This is a genomic window from Streptomyces sp. NPDC017520, from assembly GCF_044329855.1.
Lineage (GTDB): Bacteria > Actinomycetota > Actinomycetes > Streptomycetales > Streptomycetaceae > Streptomyces.
In genome coordinates this window covers 466,798-485,995 of record NZ_JBIRKB010000002.1, presented here as the reverse complement: position 1 = coordinate 485,995, position 19,198 = coordinate 466,798, and the positions used below count along the sequence as shown (strand labels likewise).

The 19,198-nt window shown below is 71.0% G+C and carries 14 protein-coding genes; 10 read left to right on the top strand and 4 right to left on the bottom strand.

All coding sequences use genetic code 11. The features are described 5' to 3' along the window. Window positions 1-128: 128 nt before the first annotated feature. On the bottom strand, window positions 129-467 hold the full coding sequence (locus ACH4KB_RS06230; protein WP_398064658.1) for a hypothetical protein: 339 nt from the start codon (window positions 465-467) through the stop codon (window positions 129-131). A 159-nt stretch (window positions 468-626) separates the two neighbouring features. Between ACH4KB_RS06230 and ACH4KB_RS06225 the strand changes: the two genes are divergently transcribed. Further along, window positions 627-1,391 (top strand): GntR family transcriptional regulator, encoded by a 765-nt coding sequence (locus ACH4KB_RS06225; protein ID WP_398064081.1) that lies wholly within the window; start codon window positions 627-629, stop codon window positions 1,389-1,391. A 123-nt stretch (window positions 1,392-1,514) separates the two neighbouring features. Here ACH4KB_RS06225 and ACH4KB_RS06220 read toward each other — a convergent pair whose 3' ends face one another. Continuing rightward, entirely contained in the window at window positions 1,515-2,126 is a 612-nt protein-coding gene (locus ACH4KB_RS06220; protein ID WP_398064078.1) for a TetR family transcriptional regulator, read from the bottom strand. Between the two features lie 213 nt (window positions 2,127-2,339). Between ACH4KB_RS06220 and ACH4KB_RS06215 the strand changes: the two genes are divergently transcribed. The 3 genes from ACH4KB_RS06215 (at window position 2,340) to ACH4KB_RS06205 (ending at window position 8,035) form a co-directional block, all read left to right on the top strand. After that, complete coding sequence (locus ACH4KB_RS06215) at window positions 2,340-3,839, top strand: MFS transporter (protein WP_398064656.1); 1,500 nt, start codon at window positions 2,340-2,342, stop codon at window positions 3,837-3,839. 255 nt (window positions 3,840-4,094) lie between these two features. Continuing rightward, window positions 4,095-4,952 carry a putative protein N(5)-glutamine methyltransferase gene (locus ACH4KB_RS06210; protein ID WP_398064075.1) on the top strand — a complete coding sequence of 286 codons (858 nt, stop codon included), beginning with the start codon at window positions 4,095-4,097 and terminating at the stop codon, window positions 4,950-4,952. A gap of 86 nt (window positions 4,953-5,038) precedes the next feature. Then, window positions 5,039-8,035 carry a bifunctional [glutamine synthetase] adenylyltransferase/[glutamine synthetase]-adenylyl-L-tyrosine phosphorylase gene (locus ACH4KB_RS06205; protein ID WP_398064073.1) on the top strand — a complete coding sequence of 999 codons (2,997 nt, stop codon included), beginning with the start codon at window positions 5,039-5,041 and terminating at the stop codon, window positions 8,033-8,035. A 393-nt stretch (window positions 8,036-8,428) separates the two neighbouring features. Here the strand turns inward: ACH4KB_RS06205 and ACH4KB_RS06200 are convergent, their stop codons facing one another. Next, window positions 8,429-9,397 (bottom strand): phosphatase PAP2 family protein, encoded by a 969-nt coding sequence (locus ACH4KB_RS06200; protein ID WP_398064070.1) that lies wholly within the window; start codon window positions 9,395-9,397, stop codon window positions 8,429-8,431. Between the two features lie 76 nt (window positions 9,398-9,473). After that, window positions 9,474-10,517, bottom strand: coding sequence for a LacI family DNA-binding transcriptional regulator (locus ACH4KB_RS06195; RefSeq protein ID WP_398064067.1), 1,044 nt, complete (start codon window positions 10,515-10,517; stop codon window positions 9,474-9,476). A gap of 346 nt (window positions 10,518-10,863) precedes the next feature. Here ACH4KB_RS06195 and ACH4KB_RS06190 point away from each other — a divergent pair, with 346 nt between their 5' ends. The 6 genes from ACH4KB_RS06190 (at window position 10,864) to ACH4KB_RS06165 (ending at window position 19,137) form a co-directional block, all read left to right on the top strand. Next, window positions 10,864-12,135: an extracellular solute-binding protein gene (locus ACH4KB_RS06190; protein WP_398064065.1), complete on the top strand. Its 1,272-nt coding sequence runs from the start codon at window positions 10,864-10,866 to the stop codon at window positions 12,133-12,135. A gap of 19 nt (window positions 12,136-12,154) precedes the next feature. After that, window positions 12,155-13,174, top strand: a complete 1,020-nt coding sequence (locus ACH4KB_RS06185; RefSeq protein ID WP_398064063.1) for a carbohydrate ABC transporter permease — start codon at window positions 12,155-12,157, stop codon at window positions 13,172-13,174. Beyond that, window positions 13,171-14,049: a sugar ABC transporter permease gene (locus tag ACH4KB_RS06180; protein ID WP_398064061.1), complete on the top strand. Its 879-nt coding sequence runs from the start codon at window positions 13,171-13,173 to the stop codon at window positions 14,047-14,049. Before ACH4KB_RS06185 ends, ACH4KB_RS06180 begins: the two co-directional genes overlap by 4 nt. Window positions 14,050-14,167: 118 nt before the next feature. Continuing rightward, complete coding sequence (locus ACH4KB_RS06175) at window positions 14,168-15,844, top strand: glycoside hydrolase family 13 protein (protein WP_398064058.1); 1,677 nt, start codon at window positions 14,168-14,170, stop codon at window positions 15,842-15,844. After that, a complete protein-coding gene (locus ACH4KB_RS06170; protein WP_398064055.1) occupies window positions 15,829-16,887 on the top strand; it encodes a LacI family DNA-binding transcriptional regulator in 1,059 nt (352 codons plus the stop codon). Before ACH4KB_RS06175 ends, ACH4KB_RS06170 begins: the two co-directional genes overlap by 16 nt. A gap of 513 nt (window positions 16,888-17,400) precedes the next feature. Next, window positions 17,401-19,137: a carbohydrate-binding module family 20 domain-containing protein gene (locus ACH4KB_RS06165; RefSeq protein WP_398064053.1), complete on the top strand. Its 1,737-nt coding sequence runs from the start codon at window positions 17,401-17,403 to the stop codon at window positions 19,135-19,137. Window positions 19,138-19,198: the final 61 nt, after the last annotated feature.

The window sequence follows — 19,198 nt, the reverse complement described above, 5'->3', positions numbered from 1 at the left end:
CCCGGCCCGGCCGTTGTTCCGCCGAGGAGCGGACGGCCGGGGCGGGTCGGATCAGGGGGTTGGCCCGGCCGTGCGCCGGCGGTTCGCCGTGGCCGCGACCCGTTGGCGCCGGCGCCCCGCGCCGCGTCTCATCGGCGGGTCTCCCGCCAGACGCGGACGAGTTTCGCCGCGGCGGGGCAGATCGCGCCGGTCCGGCACGCGGTGCAGGTCAGGGTGTGGCCGAGCAGGGCGCGGTACGCCGTGTCCGGGGATTCGGTCGTGGTCACGTTCGCCTCTCTGCTGATCTCGGCCCACACGTATTCGGCGGTGCGGTTGAGCGTGTGGCCGTAGCGGTCCGCCGTGGCCAGGGCGGCCAGGACGGCCGAGTGTGCGGTCGCGCTCAACTCGGAGGGGAGATCGGCCTCGACGCGGAAGGTGTCCAGGCCGGTGGTGAGGCGCGGTTCGGTGCCCGTGGCGGCGGCGAGCATGCCGGTCAGCGCCGCGACCCGCGCTTGTGCAGAGCGCACACTTCTCCCCTGATGACCGAATGTCACTCCATGTAATGCTGAGTATTCAGCTTCAACCTGATGGGTTAGCTTTGTCAACAGCGACGCCCATATCGACGCCGAACACACGGAGCTGCTCAAATGCCACGTGATACGCCGTACTTGCAGGTGGCGGATGCTCTGCGGGCTCGTATCCGGGCCGGTGAATGGGCAGTGGGCGACAAGCTGCCGTCCCGGGCCCGGTTCGCCGAGGAGTACGGCGTCGGTCAGTCCGTGGCGCAGCGGGCCATGGAGCGCCTGATCATCGAGGGCATCCTCGAAGGGCGGGCCGGCTCCGGCACCTACGTCCGCCGGGCCCGCGAGCGTCGGCGCATGGTCCGCTCACGCCACCGCGAGCAGCGCGGCAGAAGCCCCTTCGCCTCGGACATGAGCGAGCTCGACCACGAGGCCGACTGGGAGTGCACCAGCACGGCACGCGTTCCCGCGCCGGAGGACATCGCCGAACGGCTGGCGATCGAGCCCGGCGACCTCTGCGTCGTGACCGACTACGAGTTCCTCGCCGATGGCCTGCCCGCACAACTCGCCAAGAGCTGGGAGCCGATGGCCATCACCGACGGCACCCCGGTCCTGCTCCCCGAGATGGGTCCGCACGGCAAGCTCGGCGTCGTCGAGCGGATGCGGTCCATCGGCGTGAACATCGCCACCGGCATCGAGCTTCCCCGCCCGGCCCGCGCGACGCGGGAACAGGCGAATCTGCTCGGGATCTCCATCGGCGACCTGGTCATCGAGGTGGAGCGCACGTACTTCGACCGCGAGGGGCGCCCGGTGGAGACGGCCGACATCATCGTGCCGGACATCCGCTGGGAGATCGCCTACGAGATCCGCGTCGAGCAGCCGGATTCCTGAGCCCTGCCAGCAGGTCGCGGGTTGGGGGCCGGAGGCCCGGGCTGAGGTCCGGACGCCCGGGTGGCATCGTGCGCCCGGACCTGGCGAGCCGCTGAGCCGTGAGGGAGGGTCGAAGGCCCGCCCTCAGGCGAACCCCCGCCCCATCTCGTCCAGGATCTCGTCGATCACCGCCGCCGGCTCGCGCGTCAGGTCCTCCTCGATCCACATGCGCATCGCGATCCGGAGCGAGGAGAGGAAGCCCGCCGCCAGGACGATCGGGCGGACCGGGGCCGAGGCCGGGCCGGGGCGGGCGGCGACCGCTTCGGCCAGGTCGCGTTCCAGGGTGGCGTGGTTGGCCAACTGGCGGGCCAGCAGCGAGGGGTGGCGCATCGCCAGTCGGGTGCGCACCGCCCACTCGCGCTCCGGTGGCGCCACGCGCTCCGAGAACTGGGCCACCGCCGCGCGCAGGGCCGGCCAGGCGGGTTCGTCGGCGGGGCGGTCCCGCACCGTACGGACCAGGGCCCTGATCTGCTGCTCCTCGCCGTAGAGGAGGGCGTCCTCCTTGTTGGTGAAGTAGTTGGAGAACGTCCTGCGGGAGATCCCGGCCGCGTCCGCCACCGCCTCGACCGTCACCTGGTCGAAGCCGTGCTCCACCGTCAGGCGCAGGGTCGCCTCGTGCACGGCCTGTCGGGTGGCTTCCTTCTTGCGTTCCCGGAGTCCCGGTCCCGGCCCCGGTCCCGCAGTGCTGCTGTCCATGGGGGCATTATCCCCCGGGTGCGAGATTGTTGCTCAGTGGGCAAAATTGCCCAGTGTGCATGTATGGTGAAGTCTTCTCCCTCCCGTACCCGGCGCGCGCGGAAAACCGTCACGCCCGCCCCGTACGGGCCTCTCGTACGAACTTCCCGGAGGTTGCGCGTGAGCGCAGCAGACACCGCCACCGCCCCGGCCGGGGCCCCCGCCGCCGCACCCATGGACCACCGGCACGTCCTGCGGGCCCTGAGCGGACTGCTCATCGTGCTGTTCGTGGCGATGATCAGCAGCACCGTGGTCTCGGTCGCGCTCCCGCAGATCATCGGGTCCCTCGACGGCACGCAGTCGCAGTACACCTGGGTCGTCACCGCGACCCTGCTCGCCTCCACGGCCTCCACCCCGATCTGGGGCAAGCTCGCCGACCTGTTCAGCAAGAAGCTGCTGCTCCAGATAGCCATCGGGCTCTTCGTCGTCTCCTCCGTCGCCTGCGGATTCGCGCAGTCCACCGAGCAGTTGATCGCCTTCCGCGCCGTACAGGGGCTCGGCATGGGCGCGCTCCAGGTGCTCGTCCAAGTGATCATCGCCGCGATGATCAGCCCGAAGGAGCGCGGACGCTACAACGGTTACCTCGGCGGCGTCATGGCCGTCGCCACCGTCGGCGGGCCGCTGCTCGGCGGGTTCATCACCGACGCCTCCTGGCTCGGCTGGCGCTGGTGCTTCTTCATCGCCGTGCCCTTCACGCTGGTCGCCTCCGTGATCCTCGCCCGCACCCTGCACCTCGCCGAGGTCCGCAAGGCCGACACCAAGGTCGACTACCTCGGCGCGTCGCTGATCGCCGCCGGAGTCAGCCTCCTGCTCCTCTGGGTCACCTTCGTCGACGCCGACTTCGACTGGATCTCCTGGCAGAGCGGCCTCATGGTCGGCGGAAGCGCACTCATCCTCGGTGCGGCCGTATCCGTCGAGACCCGGGTCAAGGAGCCCGTCGTCCCGATGCACGTCGTCCGCCGCCGCGACCCCGCCCTCGCGATCGTCGCCAGCCTCGCCGTCGGCATGGCCATGTTCGGCGGCGCGGTCTTCCTCGGCCAGTACTTCCAGATCGGCCGGGGCTACTCACCCACCGAGGCCGGACTGCTCACCATCCCGCTGATGGCCGGCGTACTCGTCTCCTCGACCGTCGCCGGACGCCTCGTGTCGAAGACCGGCAAGGTCAAGCCGTTCATCGTGGCGGGCGTGATCGTGCTCGCCCTCGGCTTCCTCGGGCTGTCCTTCATCGACCACCGGACCTCGCTCGTCCTGGTGTCGCTGGGGATGCTGGGCGTGGGCGTCGGAGTCGGCATGTCGATGCAGAACCTGGTGCTCGTCCTCCAGAACACCGTCCCGCTCAGCGAGATCGGCGCGGCCAGCGGGGCGATCACCTTCTTCCGCTCCCTCGGCGGCACCATGGGCGTCTCGGTGCTCGGCGCGGTCCTCGCCCACCAGGTCGCCACCCGGATCACCGACGGGCTGACGAAACTCGGGGTCGACCCGGCCGCGTCCGGCTCCAGCGGCTCCACCCTCAACATCGCCGCCATGCCGCCCCAGGTCCAGGACGTCGTGCGGGCCGCGTACGGGGAGGCCACCGGCCACATCTTCCTCATCTCGGCCGGCATCGCCGTGATCGGTGTGATCGCCTCCCTGTTCCTGACGCCCACCAAGCTGCGGGACAGCGTCGATCTGTAGGACCGGCGACACCGGATCCGGGCCGACAGCCCGTTTCCGCGCCCCGTACGGGGCGCGGAAACGGGCTGTTGTAGTGTTACCACCCCCGTACGCCACGGGGATCGACGAGATCGACCGAGGAGGTGAGACCCATTACCGCTGGATCAGACTGGGTGCTCACCCCGCGCGATCGCGTCGTACGACCGGCAGCAGCCGACCGGACGGCATAAGTCGATCGCGGAGCGCCCATCGGTTTTCCCGAAAGGCTTCGCTCGTATGCCGGTCAACCCGTTGAGTTCCTTCTCCTCCACCGTCCTCGCCCTCCGCAGCGCCGGCTGCGTCTTCGCCGAGGACGAGGCCCGTCTCCTTCATGAGGCCGCCGCGTCCGTCGACGAACTGTCCGCCCTCGTCCGGCGCCGAGCCGCCGGGCTGCCCCTCGAACACGTCCTGGGCTGGGCGGATTTCCACGGCCGCCGCTTCGTCGTGGACACGGGAGTCTTCGTGCCCCGCCGCCGTACGGAGTTCCTGGTCGCGCAGGCCGCCGCCCTCGCACCCCGCCGGGCCGTCGTCGTCGACCTCTGCTGCGGTTCCGGTGCGCTCGGCGTCGCCCTCGCCTCCGCTGCGGACACGGCCGAACTGCACGCCTGCGACGTCGAACCCGCCGCCGTGCGCTGCGCCCGGCGCAACGTCGGCGACCTCGGGCACGTCTACGAGGGCGACCTGTTCGCCCCGCTGCCCGCCACCCTGCGCGGCCGGGTCGACGTGCTGCTCGCCAACGTCCCCTACGTCCCCACCGACGACGTGGAGCTGCTGCCCGCCGAGGCCCGCGTCCACGAACCGCGCGTCGCCCTGGACGGGGGCGGCGACGGGCTCGACGTCATGCGCCGGGTCGCCGCCGAAGCGCCCCGGTGGCTCGCGCCCGGCGGCAGCCTGCTCATGGAGGCGAGCGAGCGGCAACGGGACACGGCGGTCGACATCCTGCGCGCCGCCGGGCTGAGCCCCCGGGTCCTGGTCTCCGAGGAGTTGTACGCCACCGTCCTCGTCGGGACGGCCCCCGTCGGGGCAGCGGAACACCAGGGGCCCACTCCGTCGGGGGACCCGGTCGCCGCCCCGAATCCGCCGGCACGGGACTAGGCTCGAAGGGCCCCGGGGCGGCGACGGAGCCGCGCCGGGGCGACGCACGGGGACACGGTTCGGTTCGGCTGGCGGGAGAGCACGGAATGACGACGGTGCCGGGGCGCAGAAGCAGTACGTTCACCAGGCTGCTGCGGCACGGATTCACCGACCCGTCCGCCGCGGACCAGCTCCTCGACCTGGACGCGCTGGCCTCCGTACGGTCCAATCCCGTCCTCCTGGAGGCGCTCGGGGCCACCGCCGATCCGGACCTGGCCCTGCGTGGCCTCGTCCGGATCGCCGAGGCCGAGGCGGAGGACGGGCGTCAGGTGCTGCTCGACACCCTCGTCACCGCCAAACCCCTGCGCGACCGGCTCCTCGGCGTCCTCGGCGCCTCCGAGGCGCTCGGCGACCATCTGGCCCGGCACCCGCGCGACTGGCAGGCGCTCGTCACCTACGAGGCGGTCGACCTGAACCCCGGGGTCGCCGACTTCGAGCGCGGGCTCGCCGCCGCCGTCGACCCGGACTCGCTGCGGGTCGCCTACCGCCGGTGCCTGCTCACCCTCGCCGCCCGGGACGTGTGCGGGACGACCGACCTCGCGCAGACCGCCGCCGAACTGGCCGACCTCGCCACCGCCACCCTGCGCGCCGCTCTCGCCATCGCCCGCACGGCCGCACCCGAGGACGCGGCCCGGTGCCGGCTCGCCGTCGTCGCGATGGGCAAGTGCGGCGGACGCGAGCTGAACTACGTCTCCGACGTCGACGTGATCTTCGTCGGGGAGGCGCGCGACGGGGCCGACGAGACCGAAGCCATGCAGGCCGCCACCCGGCTGGCCGCCCACATGATGAGGATCTGCTCCGAGACCACCGCCGAGGGCACCATCTGGGAGGTCGACGCCAACCTCCGCCCCGAGGGCCGCAACGGGCCGCTCGTGCGCACCCTCAGCTCCCACCTCGCCTACTACCAGCGCTGGGCCAAGACCTGGGAGTTCCAGGCCCTGCTGAAGGCCCGCGCGGTGGCCGGCGACCCCGGGCTGGGCGCGGAGTACGTCGAGGCGGTGTCGCCGCTCGTCTGGGGGGCCGCCGACCGGGAGAACTTCGTCCCCGACGTGCAGAAGATGCGCCGCCGTGTCGTCGACAACATCCCCGCCGACCGGATCGAGCGGGAGCTGAAGCTCGGCCCCGGCGGACTGCGCGACGTCGAATTCGCGGTGCAGCTCCTCCAGCTGGTGCACGGGCGCAGCGACGCCTCCCTGCACAGCGGCTCCACCCTCAACGCGCTGGAAGCGCTCGCCGAGGGCGGGTACGTGGGGCGCGCGGACGCCGCCCAGCTCGACGAGGCGTACCGCTTCCTGCGCTCCATGGAGCACCGCATCCAGCTCTACCGGCTGCGCCGCACCCACCTCGTCCCCGACGACGAGACGGATCTGCGGCGGCTCGGCCGGTCGCTCGGGATGCGCACCGACCCGGTGGCCGAGCTGAACAAGGCGTGGAAGCGGCACGCCTCCGTCGTACGGCGGCTGCACGAGAAGATCTTCTACCGGCCGCTGCTGGACGCCGTCGCCCAGCTGGCCCCCGCCGAGTCCCGGCTCAGCGCGAAGGCCGCCGCGATCCGCCTGGAGGCCCTCGGGTACGCCGACCCGGCGGCCGCCCTGCGGCACCTGGAGGCCCTCTCCTCCGGGGTCACCCGCAAGGCCGCCATCCAGCGGACCCTGCTGCCGGTGCTGCTCGGCTGGTTCGCGGACTCCGCCGACCCGGACGCCGGGCTCCTCGGCTTCCGCAAGGTGTCCGACGCGCTCGGCAAGACCCCGTGGTACCTGCGGCTCCTGCGCGACGAGGGCGCCGCCGCGGAGAACCTCGCCCGGGTCCTCTCGGCCGGCCGCCTCGCCCCGGACCTGTTGATGCGGGCCCCGGAGGCGGTGGCGATCCTCGGCGACCCGGAGGGGCTCACGCCCCGCACCCGGGTCCACCTGGAGCAGGAGGTACTGGCCGCGGTGGGGCGTGCCGGGGACGCGGAGTCGGCCGTCGCGGTGGTGCGCGGGGTGCGCCGCCGCGAGCTGTTCCGTACGACGGCCGCCGACCTCATCGGCTCGTACGGCACCGAGGACAACCCCGCCGAGCAGGATCACGGGGCCCTCGTCGACCGCGTCGGCTCGGCCGTCAGCGACCTCAACGCCGTCACTGTCGCGGGCGCGCTGCGGGCCGCCGTCCGCGCGCGGTGGGGCGACACCCTGCCGACCCGGTTCGCCGTCATCGGCATGGGCCGCTTCGGGGGCCACGAGCTGAGTTACGGCTCCGACGCCGACGTCCTCTTCGTCCACCGGCCGCGCGAGGGCGTGAGCGACGAGGAGGCGGCCCGGGCCGCCAACACGGTCGTCGGGGAGATGCGGCGGCTGCTTCAGCTGCCGACCGCCGATCCGCCGCTGCTGATCGACGCCGACCTGCGCCCGGAGGGCAAGAGCGGGCCGCTGGTCCGCACGCTGAAGTCGTACGAGGCCTACTACCGGCGCTGGTCGCTGGTCTGGGAGAGCCAGGCGTTGCTGCGGGCCGAGCCGGTGGCCGGCGACGAGGAGCTGGGGCGCGACTTCATCGAGCTGGTCGATCCGCTGCGGTATCCGATGGAAGGGCTCGGTGAGGACGCCGTACGGGAGATCCGCCGGCTCAAGGCGCGGATGGAGTCCGAGCGGATGCCGCGCGGCGCGGACCCCACGCTCCACACGAAGCTGGGGCGGGGCGGGCTGAGCGATGTCGAGTGGACGGTGCAGCTGATGCAGATGCAGCACGGGTGGGCGGAGCCGGGGCTGCGCACGACGCGTACGCGTGAGGCGCTGGCCGCCGCGTGTGCGGCGGAGCTGATTCCGGTGGAGGACGCGCAGACGCTGGACGAGGCGTGGGTCCTGGCGACGCGGGTCCGCAACGCGGTGATGCTGGTGCGGGGGAGGCCTGGCGACACGTTTCCGTCCGACCCGCGGGAGATGGCGGCGGTCGGGCGGTACCTGGGGTACGAGCCGGGGCATGTCGGGGACATGTTGGACGACTACCGGCGGATCACTCGGCGGGCGCGGGCGGTGGTGGAGGAGCGGTTCTACGGGGCGGCGTCCTGAGGGCGTGCTCCCGGGGCTCGGCCCCGGGGCCCCTCGGGGCTCCGCCCCGGACCCCGCTCCTCAAGCGCCGGAGGGGCTGGGAAGGATGTCCTCAAGCGCCGGCGGGCTGGTGGATTCGGGGCTCCGCCCCGGACCCCGCTCCTCAAGCGCCGGAGGGGCTGGAAAGGACGTCCTCAAGCGCCGGACGGGCTGGGAAGGACGTCCTCAAGCGCCGGACGGGCTGGAAGGACGCGCCGGACGCGCTGGATGAGGATCGCCGGAGGGGCTGGAAGGAAGCGCCGGGCGGGCGGGAAGAGGATCGCCGGAAGGTTGGAAGGAAGCGCCGGACGGGCTGGATGAGGATCGCCGGAGGGCTGAAAGGGCGCGCCGGAGCGGGCGGGGCGGCCCCGTTCCTCATACGCTGGAGCGGCTGGATTCCGGCCGTGGCTCCGATGCCGGGCGTGGCAGTCGGGCTGACCGCAGGCCCGTCAAGCGTCCCCGGCGGTCCGGGACCCACTTCGGTAGTCGGTGCGGCAGTGAGCCGTACCAGACGCGGGAGATCCCGTAGCCGAACCCGAGGCAGGCCATGCCGCCCACCGCGTCCAGCCAGAAGTGGTTAGCGGTGGCCACGATGACGACCAGGGTGAGCGTCGGGTAGAGCAGGCCCAGGATGCGGGCCCAGGGCGCCGAGGCCAGGGCGAAGATCGTCAGGCCGCACCAGAGCGACCAGCCGATGTGCATCGACGGCATCGCCGCGTACTGGTTCGACATGTTCTTGAAGTTGCCCGAGGCCATCGAGCCCCACGTCTCGTGCAGGAGCACGGTGTCGATGAAGTTCGCGCCGTTCATCAGACGGGGGGGCGCCAGCGGGTAGAGGTAGTAGCCGAGCAGGGCCACGCCCGTCGTCGCGAAGAGGACCAGCCGCGTCGCCGCGTAACGGCCCGGGTGGCGGCGGAACAGCCACACGAGGACGCCGATGGTCACGACGAAGTGCAGCGTCGCGTAGTAGTAGTTCATCGACACGATCAGCCATGTCACGGAATTGACCGCGTGATTGACCGTTTCCTCGAAGGCGAGGCCCAGGGACTTCTCCGCCGACCAGATCCAGTCCGCGTTGCGCAGCGCCTGAGCCTTCTGCTCCGGAACCGCATTGCGCACGAGCGAATACAGCCAGTAACTGACCGCGATGAGCAGGATCTCGAACCAGAGCCGGGGGCGGCGGGGCGTCCGCAGGGAGCGGAGCCGGGCGAGCAGTCGGCCGGTCTTCCCGGAAGCCGGGGGAGTGACAGACGCGGGGGCGGCTTCGGGGGCCGCCTGGGCCGCGATGGGTGAAGGGTCGGCCGTTGACCGGCCTTCGTGCGTGGTCACCTGTGTTTCACCCATAGGCAGAGAGTCTTCCATAGTGATTCCCGTGCCCCCGATCATCCTCCGGTCGGGTTCCGGTCGCACGTTCTGCGTCTCAAGGACGAGAGGGCGCCCCTGAGCCGCCTGCGGGGCCCGAGGCCGTCGTGCCGCGAACCACCAGCTCGGGCATGAAGACGAACTCGCTGTGCGGTGCCGGGGTTCCGCCGATCTCCTCCAGGAGCGTGCGGACGGCGGCCTGGCCCATCGCCGTCACCGGCTGCCGGATCGTCGTCAGCGGCGGGTCCGTGAACGCTATGAGCGGCGAGTCGTCGTACCCCACGACCGAGAGATCGCGCGGCACGTCCTTCGACAGCCGGCGGGCCGCCCGGATCGCCCCGAGCGCCATCATGTCGCTCGCGCACACGACCGCCGTGCAGCCGCGCTCCATCAGGGCGGAGGCGGCGGCCTGACCGCCCTCCAGCGTGTACAGGGAGTGCTGGATCAACTCCTCCACCTCGTCCGGTGCGAGGCCGAGCTGCTCCCGCATCGTCGCGTGGAAGCCCTCGATCTTGCGGAGCACCGGAACGAACCGCTTGGGGCCGACCGCCAGGCCGATACGGGTGTGGCCCAGGGCCACCAGGTGCGTCACCGCCAGGCGCATCGCCGCCCGGTCGTCGGGGGAGATGAACGGCGCCTGCACCTTGGCGGAGAAGCCGTTCACGAGGACGAACGGGACGCCCTGGCCGCGCAGTTGCTCGTAGCGCTGCATATCGGCCGAGGTGTCCGCGTGCAACCCGGAGACGAAGATGATGCCGGAAACACCCCGGTCCACCAGCATCTCGGTGAGCTCGTCCTCGGTGGAGCCGCCGGGCGTCTGTGTCGCCAGCACCGGGGTGTAGCCCTGCCGGGTCAGCGCCTGGCCGATGACCTGCGCCAGCGCCGGGAAGATCGGGTTCTCCAGCTCCGGGGTGATCAGGCCGACCAGTCCCGCGCTGCGCCTGCGTAGCCGCACCGGGCGTTCGTACCCCAGCACGTCGAGCGCCGCGAGGACGGATTCGCGGGTGGTCGCCGCGACTCCGGGCTTGCCGTTCAGGACCCGGCTGACCGTTGCTTCGCTGACCCCCGCCTGAGTTGCGATATCGGCAAGCCGTGCGGTCATGGGATGGGACTGTACCGGGCCCGTGTCGGATTGCCCACCGTGCGCGGGGCGGTGCGGGGGAGGGCCCCGGAGGGCTCACCGGCAACGCCTTGCAAGGACTTGCGGCCCCGGATCGCGGGCTGCGGTCGGATCGTCGCACTGCGGATATGCCGTGCTCCGCCTGCCCCTGCCAGGGATGAGCGACCCTCGTCAAGGGGCTTGACGGCAACCTTGAGGACACGCGAATGTAACGATCACCAAGCCTTGCAGAAATCTTCCGCAAGGTCTTTCGGTCGTCTTTCATCCTTGTTACGTTCACGTCGACCCGGCGCCGCGACGGAGCGGTACGGCAGTTGAAGGAGTTCAGATGCGACGTGGCATAACGGCCACCGCCCTGGTCGCGGCCCTGGCGCTCGCGGCGACCGCCTGCGGCAGCGACGAGAAGTCCGGCGGCGGCAAGAGCTCGGGCGAGCTCTCCGGCACGGTGACCTGGTGGGACACCTCCAGCGTCGGCAGTGAGGACAAGGTCTTCAAGAAGCTGGCCGAGGGCTTCGAGAAGAAGCACCCGAAGGTCGACGTCAAGTACGTCAACGTGCCCTTCGGCGATGCGCAGAACAAGTTCAAGAACGCCGCCCAGGCCGGCGACGGCGCCCCCGACGTGATCCGCTCCGAGGTCGCCTGGACGCCGGACTTCGCCAACCTCGGCTACCTGGCACCGCTGGACGGCACCCCCGCCCTGAAGAACCAGGACGACTTCCTCAAGCAGGCCGTCGCGTCCACCAAGTACGAGGACAAGACGTACGCGGTCCCGCAGGTCATCGACTCCATGGGCGTCTTCTACAACAAGAAGCTGTTCAAGGAGGCCGGCGTCGAGGCGCCCGCCGACCTGGACGACCTCAAAACCGTGGCCAAGAAGATCAAGGACAAGACCGGTAAGACCGGCCTCTACCTCCGCGGCGACGACCCTTACTACTTCCTCTCCTTCCTCTACGGCGAGGGCGGCGACATGGTCGACGCCTCCTCCAAGAGCGTCACCATCGACAAGCCCGAGGGCGTCAAGGCGTTCAAGGCGGTCAAGGCCCTGGTCGACGACGGCACCGCGAAGACGGATGCCTCGGACGGCTGGGAGAACATGATGCAGTCGTTCAAGAACGGCGACGTCGCGATGATGATCAACGGCCCCTGGGCCGTCGCCGACACCCTGACCGGCAAGGAGTTCACGGACAAGGACAACCTGGGCGTCGCCCCGGTCCCGGCCGGCTCCGCCGCCCAGGGCGCCCCGCAGGGCGGCCACAACCTCGCCGTCTACGCGGGCTCCAAGAACCTCGACGCCTCCTACGCCTTCGTCGAGTACATGACGTCCGTGGACAGTCAGGCCACCGCCGCCGGCGAGCTGAACCTGCTGCCCACCCGCACCTCCGCGTACGCCAAGCAGGAGGCCGTGGACAGCGAGATCGTCGGCTTCTTCAAGCCGGTCGTCGAGACCGCCGTCGAGCGCCCCTGGATCCCCGAGGGCGGCAGCCTCTTCGAGCCGCTGCGCATCGAGTACACCAAGGTCCTCACCGGCCAGACCACGCCGGAGAAGGCCGCCAAGGCCACCGGCGACTCCTACCGCAAGCTCCTCGAGGGCTGGAAGTAACAGGAAGGTTGGCCGACTGATGGCTGTCCACACCAGCCAGTCGGTGGTGAAGGCCGCGGGCGAGAACGTCGCCCGCGGCCGGAGCCGCGGTACTGGCACCCCACCACCGACCCCCGGCCGTCTGAGGCGGGCGCTGTCGGTCCACTGGTACGCCTGGGCCATGGTCGCCCCGGTCGTCGTCGTGATCGGCGTGATCATCGGCTATCCGCTGGTCCGCGGCATCTACCTCTCGATGACCGACGCGGACGAGCGCAACGTCGCCCGCTCCATCGGCGTCAACGAGATCCCCGCCACCTACGAGTTCATCGGCGCGGACAACTACATCGACGCGCTGACCGGCTCGCAGTTCCTCGGCACGCTCGGCTGGACGCTGGTGTGGACCGTCTCCTGCGTGAGCATCACGTTCGTCCTCGGCATGGCCCTGGCGAACATCCTCAACCGCCGCATCGCCGGGCGCTCCGCCTACCGCATGGCCCTCATCCTGCCCTGGGCCATCCCCGGCTTCGTCTCCGTCTTCGCCTGGCGCTTCCTCTACAACGAGGAGCGCGGTCTGCTCAACAAGGTCCTCGGCGGCGCCGGCATCGACGCCGTGCCGTGGCTGAACGACCCGACCTGGGCCAAGTTCGCCGTCATCGCCGTCAACGTCTGGCTCGGCATCCCGTTCATGATGGTCGCCCTCCTCGGCGGACTCCAGTCCATCCCCTCCGAGCAGTACGAGGCGGCGGAGATGGACGGCGCCACCGCCTGGCAGCGCTTCCGCCACATCACGCTGCCCGGGCTGCGCCCGGTCTCCACCACGGTGGTCCTGCTCTCCACCATCTGGACCTTCAACATGTTCCCGGTGATCTTCCTGCTGACCCGCGGCGGACCCGGCGAGGCCACCCAGATCCTCGTGACCCAGGCGTACAAGTTCTCCTTCGAGATCAGCCCGCGCGACTACGCGCAGTCCTCCACCTGGGGCGTGCTGATCCTCGTACTCCTGATGCTCTTCGCCGTCGTCTACCGGCGAGTCCTGCGCTCCCAGGGAGACAACTGGTGACCACCGCGACCGAAACCCCCGCCCGGCACGGCGCCCCCAAGGTCCGGCTGCGCGGCGAGCGCTCCCCGCTCGCCTCCGTCGCCCTGCACCTCACCCTGATCATCGCCTCGGTGATCGCGGTCTTCCCGGTGCTGTGGGTCCTGCTGACCTCGCTCAAGCCCGCCAAGTTCGCGACCACCACGGACTTCTTCCGCGAGACGACGTTCGTCAACTACACGAACCTGATCCGCGACACGGAGTTCCTCAACTGGTTCGCCAACTCCGTGATCATCTCCGCGCTCTCCACCGTGATCGGCGTCTTCGTCGCCGCCACCACCGGATACGCGGTGAGCCGCTTCCGCTTCCCCGGCAAGCGCGGGCTGATGTGGACGCTGCTGATCACCCAGATGTTCCCGGTCGCCGTCCTCATCGTGCCGATCTACAACATCATGTCGACCCTGGGGCTGCTCAACCAGCCCACCGGGCTCGTCATCACCTACCTCACCATCTCGGTGCCGTTCTGCGCCTGGATGATGAAGGGCTTCTTCGACACCATCCCGCGCGAGATCGACGAGTCGGGCGAGGTCGACGGCCTCACCCCGTTCGGCACCTTCTTCCGGCTCATCCTGCCGCTGGCCAAGCCGGGCCTCGCGGTCACCGCGTTCTACTCCTTCATCACCGCCTGGGGCGAAGTGGCGTACGCCTCCGCCTTCCTGGTCGGCGACGAGAACCTCACACTGGCCGGCGGACTCCAGAAGTTCGTCAACCAGTACGGAGCCCAGTGGGGCCCCATGACCGCGGCCTCCGTGCTCATCGCCATCCCGGCCGCCCTGGTGTTCCTCTTCGCGCAGAAGCACCTGGTCACCGGCATGTCCGCCGGAGCCGTCAAGGGCTGAGAGGCCCCCTGGCCACCCGCACCAGCACCCGCACGCACCACCGCACCCGTCACGGCGGCGCCGGAAACCCGGACCCGGTCCCCGGCGCCGCTCCCCACCCAGACACCCCAGGGACGACATGACCCAGCACCTCGCTGCCCCCTCCACCGGCACGTCCGACGACGCCCCGGGCCACCGCACCGGCTGGTGGCAGGACGCGGTGATCTACCAGGTCTATCCACGGAGCTTCGCCGACGGCAACGGCGACGGCATGGGCGACCTCGCCGGCGTCACCGCCCGCCTGCCCCACCTGAGGGACCTGGGCGTCGACGCGGTCTGGCTCAGCCCCTTCTACGCCTCCCCGCAGGCCGACGCGGGTTACGACGTCGCCGACTACCGGGCCATCGACCCGATGTTCGGCAACCTGCTGGACGCCGACGCGCTGATCCGCGAGGCCCACGGCCTGGGCCTGCGCATCATCGTCGACCTGGTCCCCAACCACTCCTCCGACCAGCACGAGTGGTTCAAGCGTGCCCTGGCCGAGGGCCCCGGCTCCGCCCTGCGCGAGCGCTACCACTTCCGCCCCGGAAAGGGCGCCGACGGCGAACTCCCGCCCAACGACTGGGAGTCCATCTTCGGCGGCCCCGCCTGGACCCGTACGGTGAACCCGGACGGCACCCCCGGCGACTGGTACCTCCACCTCTTCGCCCCCGAGCAGCCGGACTTCAACTGGGAGCACCCGGCCGTCGCCGACGAGTTCCGCTCCATCCTGCGCTTCTGGCTCGACATGGGCGTCGACGGCTTCCGCGTCGACGTCGCCCACGGCCTCGTGAAGGCCGAGGGGCTGCCCGACCTCGGCTCCCACGACCAGCTCAGGCTGCTCGGCAACGACGTCATGCCGTTCTTCGACCAGGACGGCGTGCACGCGATCTACCGCAGCTGGCGCACCATCCTCGACGAGTACCCGGGCGAGAGGATCGCCGTCGCCGAGGCCTGGACCCCGACCGTCGAGCGCACCGCCAACTACGTGCGTCCCGACGAGATGCACCAGGCGTTCAACTTCCAGTACCTGTCCACCGCCTGGGACGCCGCCGAACTGCGCGAGGTCATCGACACCTCGCTCGCCGCGATGCGCCCGGTCGGCGCTCCCGCCACCTGGGTGCTCTCCAACCACGACGTCACCCGGCACGCCACCCGCTTCGCCAACCCGGCGGGCCTCGGCACCCAGATCCGTACCCCCGGCGACCGCGAGCTGGGCCTGCGCCGGGCCCGCGCCGCCTCCCTGCTGATGCTCGCCCTGCCCGGCTCCGCCTACGTCTACCAGGGCGAGGAGCTCGGCCTGCCCGACGTCACCGACCTGCCCGACGAGGCCCGCCAGGACCCCTCGTTCTTCCGCGCCGACGGCCAGGACGGCTTCCGCGACGGCTGCCGCGTCCCGATCCCGTGGACCCGCGAGGGCAGTTCGTACGGCTTCGGCGACGGCGGCAGCTGGCTCCCGCAGCCCACGGGCTGGGGCGAGCTGTCCGTCGAGGCGCAGACCGGCGTGGAGGGCTCCACCCTGGAGCTGTACCGGGCCGCCATCGCCGCCCGCCGGGAACACCCGGGCCTCGGCGCGGGCACGGACGTCGAGTGGCTGGACGGCCCCGAGGGCGTCCTCGTCTTCTCCCGCCCCGGCTTCGTCTGCACCGTCAACACCACCGGTGCCCCCGTCCGCATCGCCGCCCGCGGCCGGGTGCTGCTCGCCAGCTCCCCGGTCACCGTGGACGGCGCCGAGGCCGAGCTGCCCGCCGACACCACGGTGTGGTGGACGGTGTGACACTGCCCGCGCCCAGGACCACGGCGGCGCCCCGCCTCTCCGACATCGCCGGACAGGCGGCGGTCAGCGAGGCGACGGTCAGCCGGGTCCTGAACGGGAAGCAGGGCGTCGCGGACTCCACGCGTCAGCGGGTGCTCGCGGCGCTCGACATCCTGGGCTACGAGCGTCCCGTACGGCTGCGGCAGCGCAGCGCCGGACTGATCGGCCTGGTGACGCCCGAACTCACCAACCCGATCTTCCCGGCGTTCGCGCAGTCCGTCGAACAGGTGCTGGCCGGGCACGGCTACACCCCCGTGCTCTGCACCCAGCTGCCGGGCGGCGCGACGGAGGACGAACTCGTCGAGCAGCTCGTCGAGCGGGGCGTCGGCGGCATCGTCTTCCTCTCCGGGCTGCACGCGGACACCTCCGCCGACCCGGGCCGGTACGCCGCGCTCACCGAGCGCGGCGTACCGTTCGTCCTGATCAACGGCTACAACGAGCGCATCAGCGCCCCGTTCGTCTCGCCCGATGACAACGCCGCCGTACGGATGGCCCTGGGGCATCTCGCCGAACTCGGCCACCGCCGGATCGGCCTGGCCATCGGCCCGCAGCGCTACGTCCCCTCCCGTCGCAAGCGCGACGGGTTCGTGGAGGCGGCCGTCTCGGTGCTCGGCATGGACCGGTCCGAGGCCGAACTGCTCGTCTGCTCCACGCTGTTCAGCGTCGAGGGCGGCCAGGTGGCGGCCGGCGCCCTGCTGGACGCGGGCTGCACCGGCATCGTCTGCGGCAGCGACCTGATGGCCCTCGGCGTGGTCCGCGCCGCCCGGGGGAGGGGCCTGGAGGTGCCCCGTGACGTCTCGGTCGTCGGCTTCGACGACTCCCAGCTCATCGCGTTCACCGACCCGCCGCTGACCACCGTGCGCCAGCCCGTGCAGGCGATGGCGGCGGCCGCCGTGGGCGCGCTGCTGGAGGAGATTGGGGGCAGCCCGGTGCAGCGCACCGAGTACGTCTTCCAGCCGGAGCTCGTCGTACGGGGCTCGACGGCGGCGGTGCGCAACGGCTGACCGCGAAGCGGCAGCGGGCTCGTACGGCAGCGGGCTCGGAAGCGGCAGCTGGCTCGTACGGGACAGGCACGTACGGGAACGGCGGGCACGCACAGGAGAGGCACCAGGAGTCGGCCCAGGACGGGCCGGCGGGGAGTTGTAGCGACTCCGGGTGCCTCTCTTGCCGTGACCGGCCCGGTCGGCCGGGCGCGTGGGGTCCGACGACGTGCAGCGGTGCCGGATCCCCCGGCCGACCGGACCGGAGTCGGGATGAAACGTAACAGGCCCGCAATATCTTGCGAAAGGCCTTGCAGCGAGAAATCGCGAAGAGGCGAGGAAGGAAACTCCGCTGTTTCGTGGATGTGAGCGGGAGATGTCCAAAGGGTTGACCGGCGACGGGAGGGCTCGTACGGTCTGCTCCGCGGCAAGATTTGCATTCTTGCAGCAAGAACCTTCAAGGCCTTGAGGGCACGGCGCGTTGCCGACCGAGGCTGCACCGTCATCCCCGTTTCCCCCACCCGCAGGAGGAAAGACATGGCACGCAGACCCCTGTCTGCCGCGCTCGCCCTCGTGGCCGCCGCCGCAGCCGCCCTCGTCGTCCCCACCGGATTCGGCGCCGCCGGCACCGCTCAGGCCGCCGCCCCGGGCGACAAGGACGTCACCGCCGTGATGTTCGAGTGGAAGTTCGCCTCCATAGCCAAGGCCTGCACGGACACCCTCGGTCCGGCGGGCTACGGCTACGTCCAGGTCTCGCCGCCCCAGGAGCACATCCAGGGCGGCCAGTGGTGGACCTCCTACCAGCCCGTCAGCTACAGGATCGCCGGCCGGCTCGGCGACCGGGCCGCCTTCTCCGCCATGGTGAACACGTGTCACTCGGCCGGGGTGAAGGTCGTCGCCGACGCCGTCATCAACCACATGTCGGCGGGCAGCGGCACCGGCACCGGAGGCTCCGCGTACACCAAGTACGACTACCCGGGCCTCTACTCCGGCGCCGACATGGACAACTGCCGGACCCAGATCGGCAACAACTACAACGACCGCGGCAACGTCCAGAACTGCGAACTGGTCGGCCTCGCCGACCTGGACACCGGCGAGGACTACGTACGCGGCAGGATCGCCGGCTACCTCAACGACCTGCTCTCGCTCGGCGTCGACGGCTTCCGGATCGACGCCGCCAAGCACATGCCCGCCGGCGACCTGGCCAACATCAAGTCCCGGCTGACCAACCCGAACGTCTACTGGAAGCACGAGGCGATCTTCGGGGCCGGTGAGGCCGTCTCGCCCTCCGAGTACCTGGGCAGCGGAGACGTCCAGGAGTTCCGGTACGGGCGGAGCCTCAAGCAGGTCTTCCTCAACGAGAACCTCGCCCACCTGAAGAACTTCGGCGAGGGCTGGGGCTTCATGGAGTCCGGGAAGTCCGCCGTCTTCGTCGACAACCACGACACCGAGCGCGGCGGCGACACCCTCAACTACAAGAACGGCTCCGCCTACACCCTGGCCGGCGTCTTCATGCTGGCCTACCCCTACGGCTCCCCGGACGTCCACTCCGGCTACGAGTTCAGCGACCATGACGCCGGACCGCCCAACGGCGGCCAGGTGAACGCCTGCTACAGCGACGGCTGGAAGTGCCAGCACGCCTGGCGCGAGATCTCCTCCATGGTCGGCTTCCGCAACACCGCACGCGGCCAGGGAGTCACCAACTGGTGGGACAACGGCGGCGACCAGATCGCCTTCGGCCGGGGGAACAAGGCGTACGTCGCCATCAACCACGAGGGCTCCGCACTGAACCGGACCTTCCAGACCTCGCTGCCCGCCGGCGACTACTGCGACGTCCAGTCCGGCAAGGGCGTGAGCGTCAACGGCTCCGGCCAGTTCACCGCCAGCGTCCCGGCCGGCACCGCCGTCGCCCTGCACACCGGTGCCCGGACGTGCGGAGGAGGCGGCACGAACCCCGACCCGGACCCCGGCAACGGCACCTCCGGCGCCTCCTTCGGCGTCAACGCCACCACCCAGCTCGGCCAGAACATCCACGTCACCGGTGACCAGGCCGCCCTCGGCAACTGGAACCCGGCGAGCGCGCCGAAGCTCGACCCGGCGGCGTACCCCGTGTGGAAGCTGGACGTGAACCTGCCCGCCGGGACCACGTTCGCCTACAAGTACGTCCGCAAGGACGCGGCCGGCAACGTCACCTGGGAGAGCGGCGCCAACCGCACCGCCACCGTCCCGGCCTCCGGGAAGGTCACGCTGACCGCCGACGTCTGGCGCAGCTGACCCCCGCCCCTTCCAGCGGGCCGGTGGCACATCGCCACCGGCCCGCTTCCCCGCTGACCGA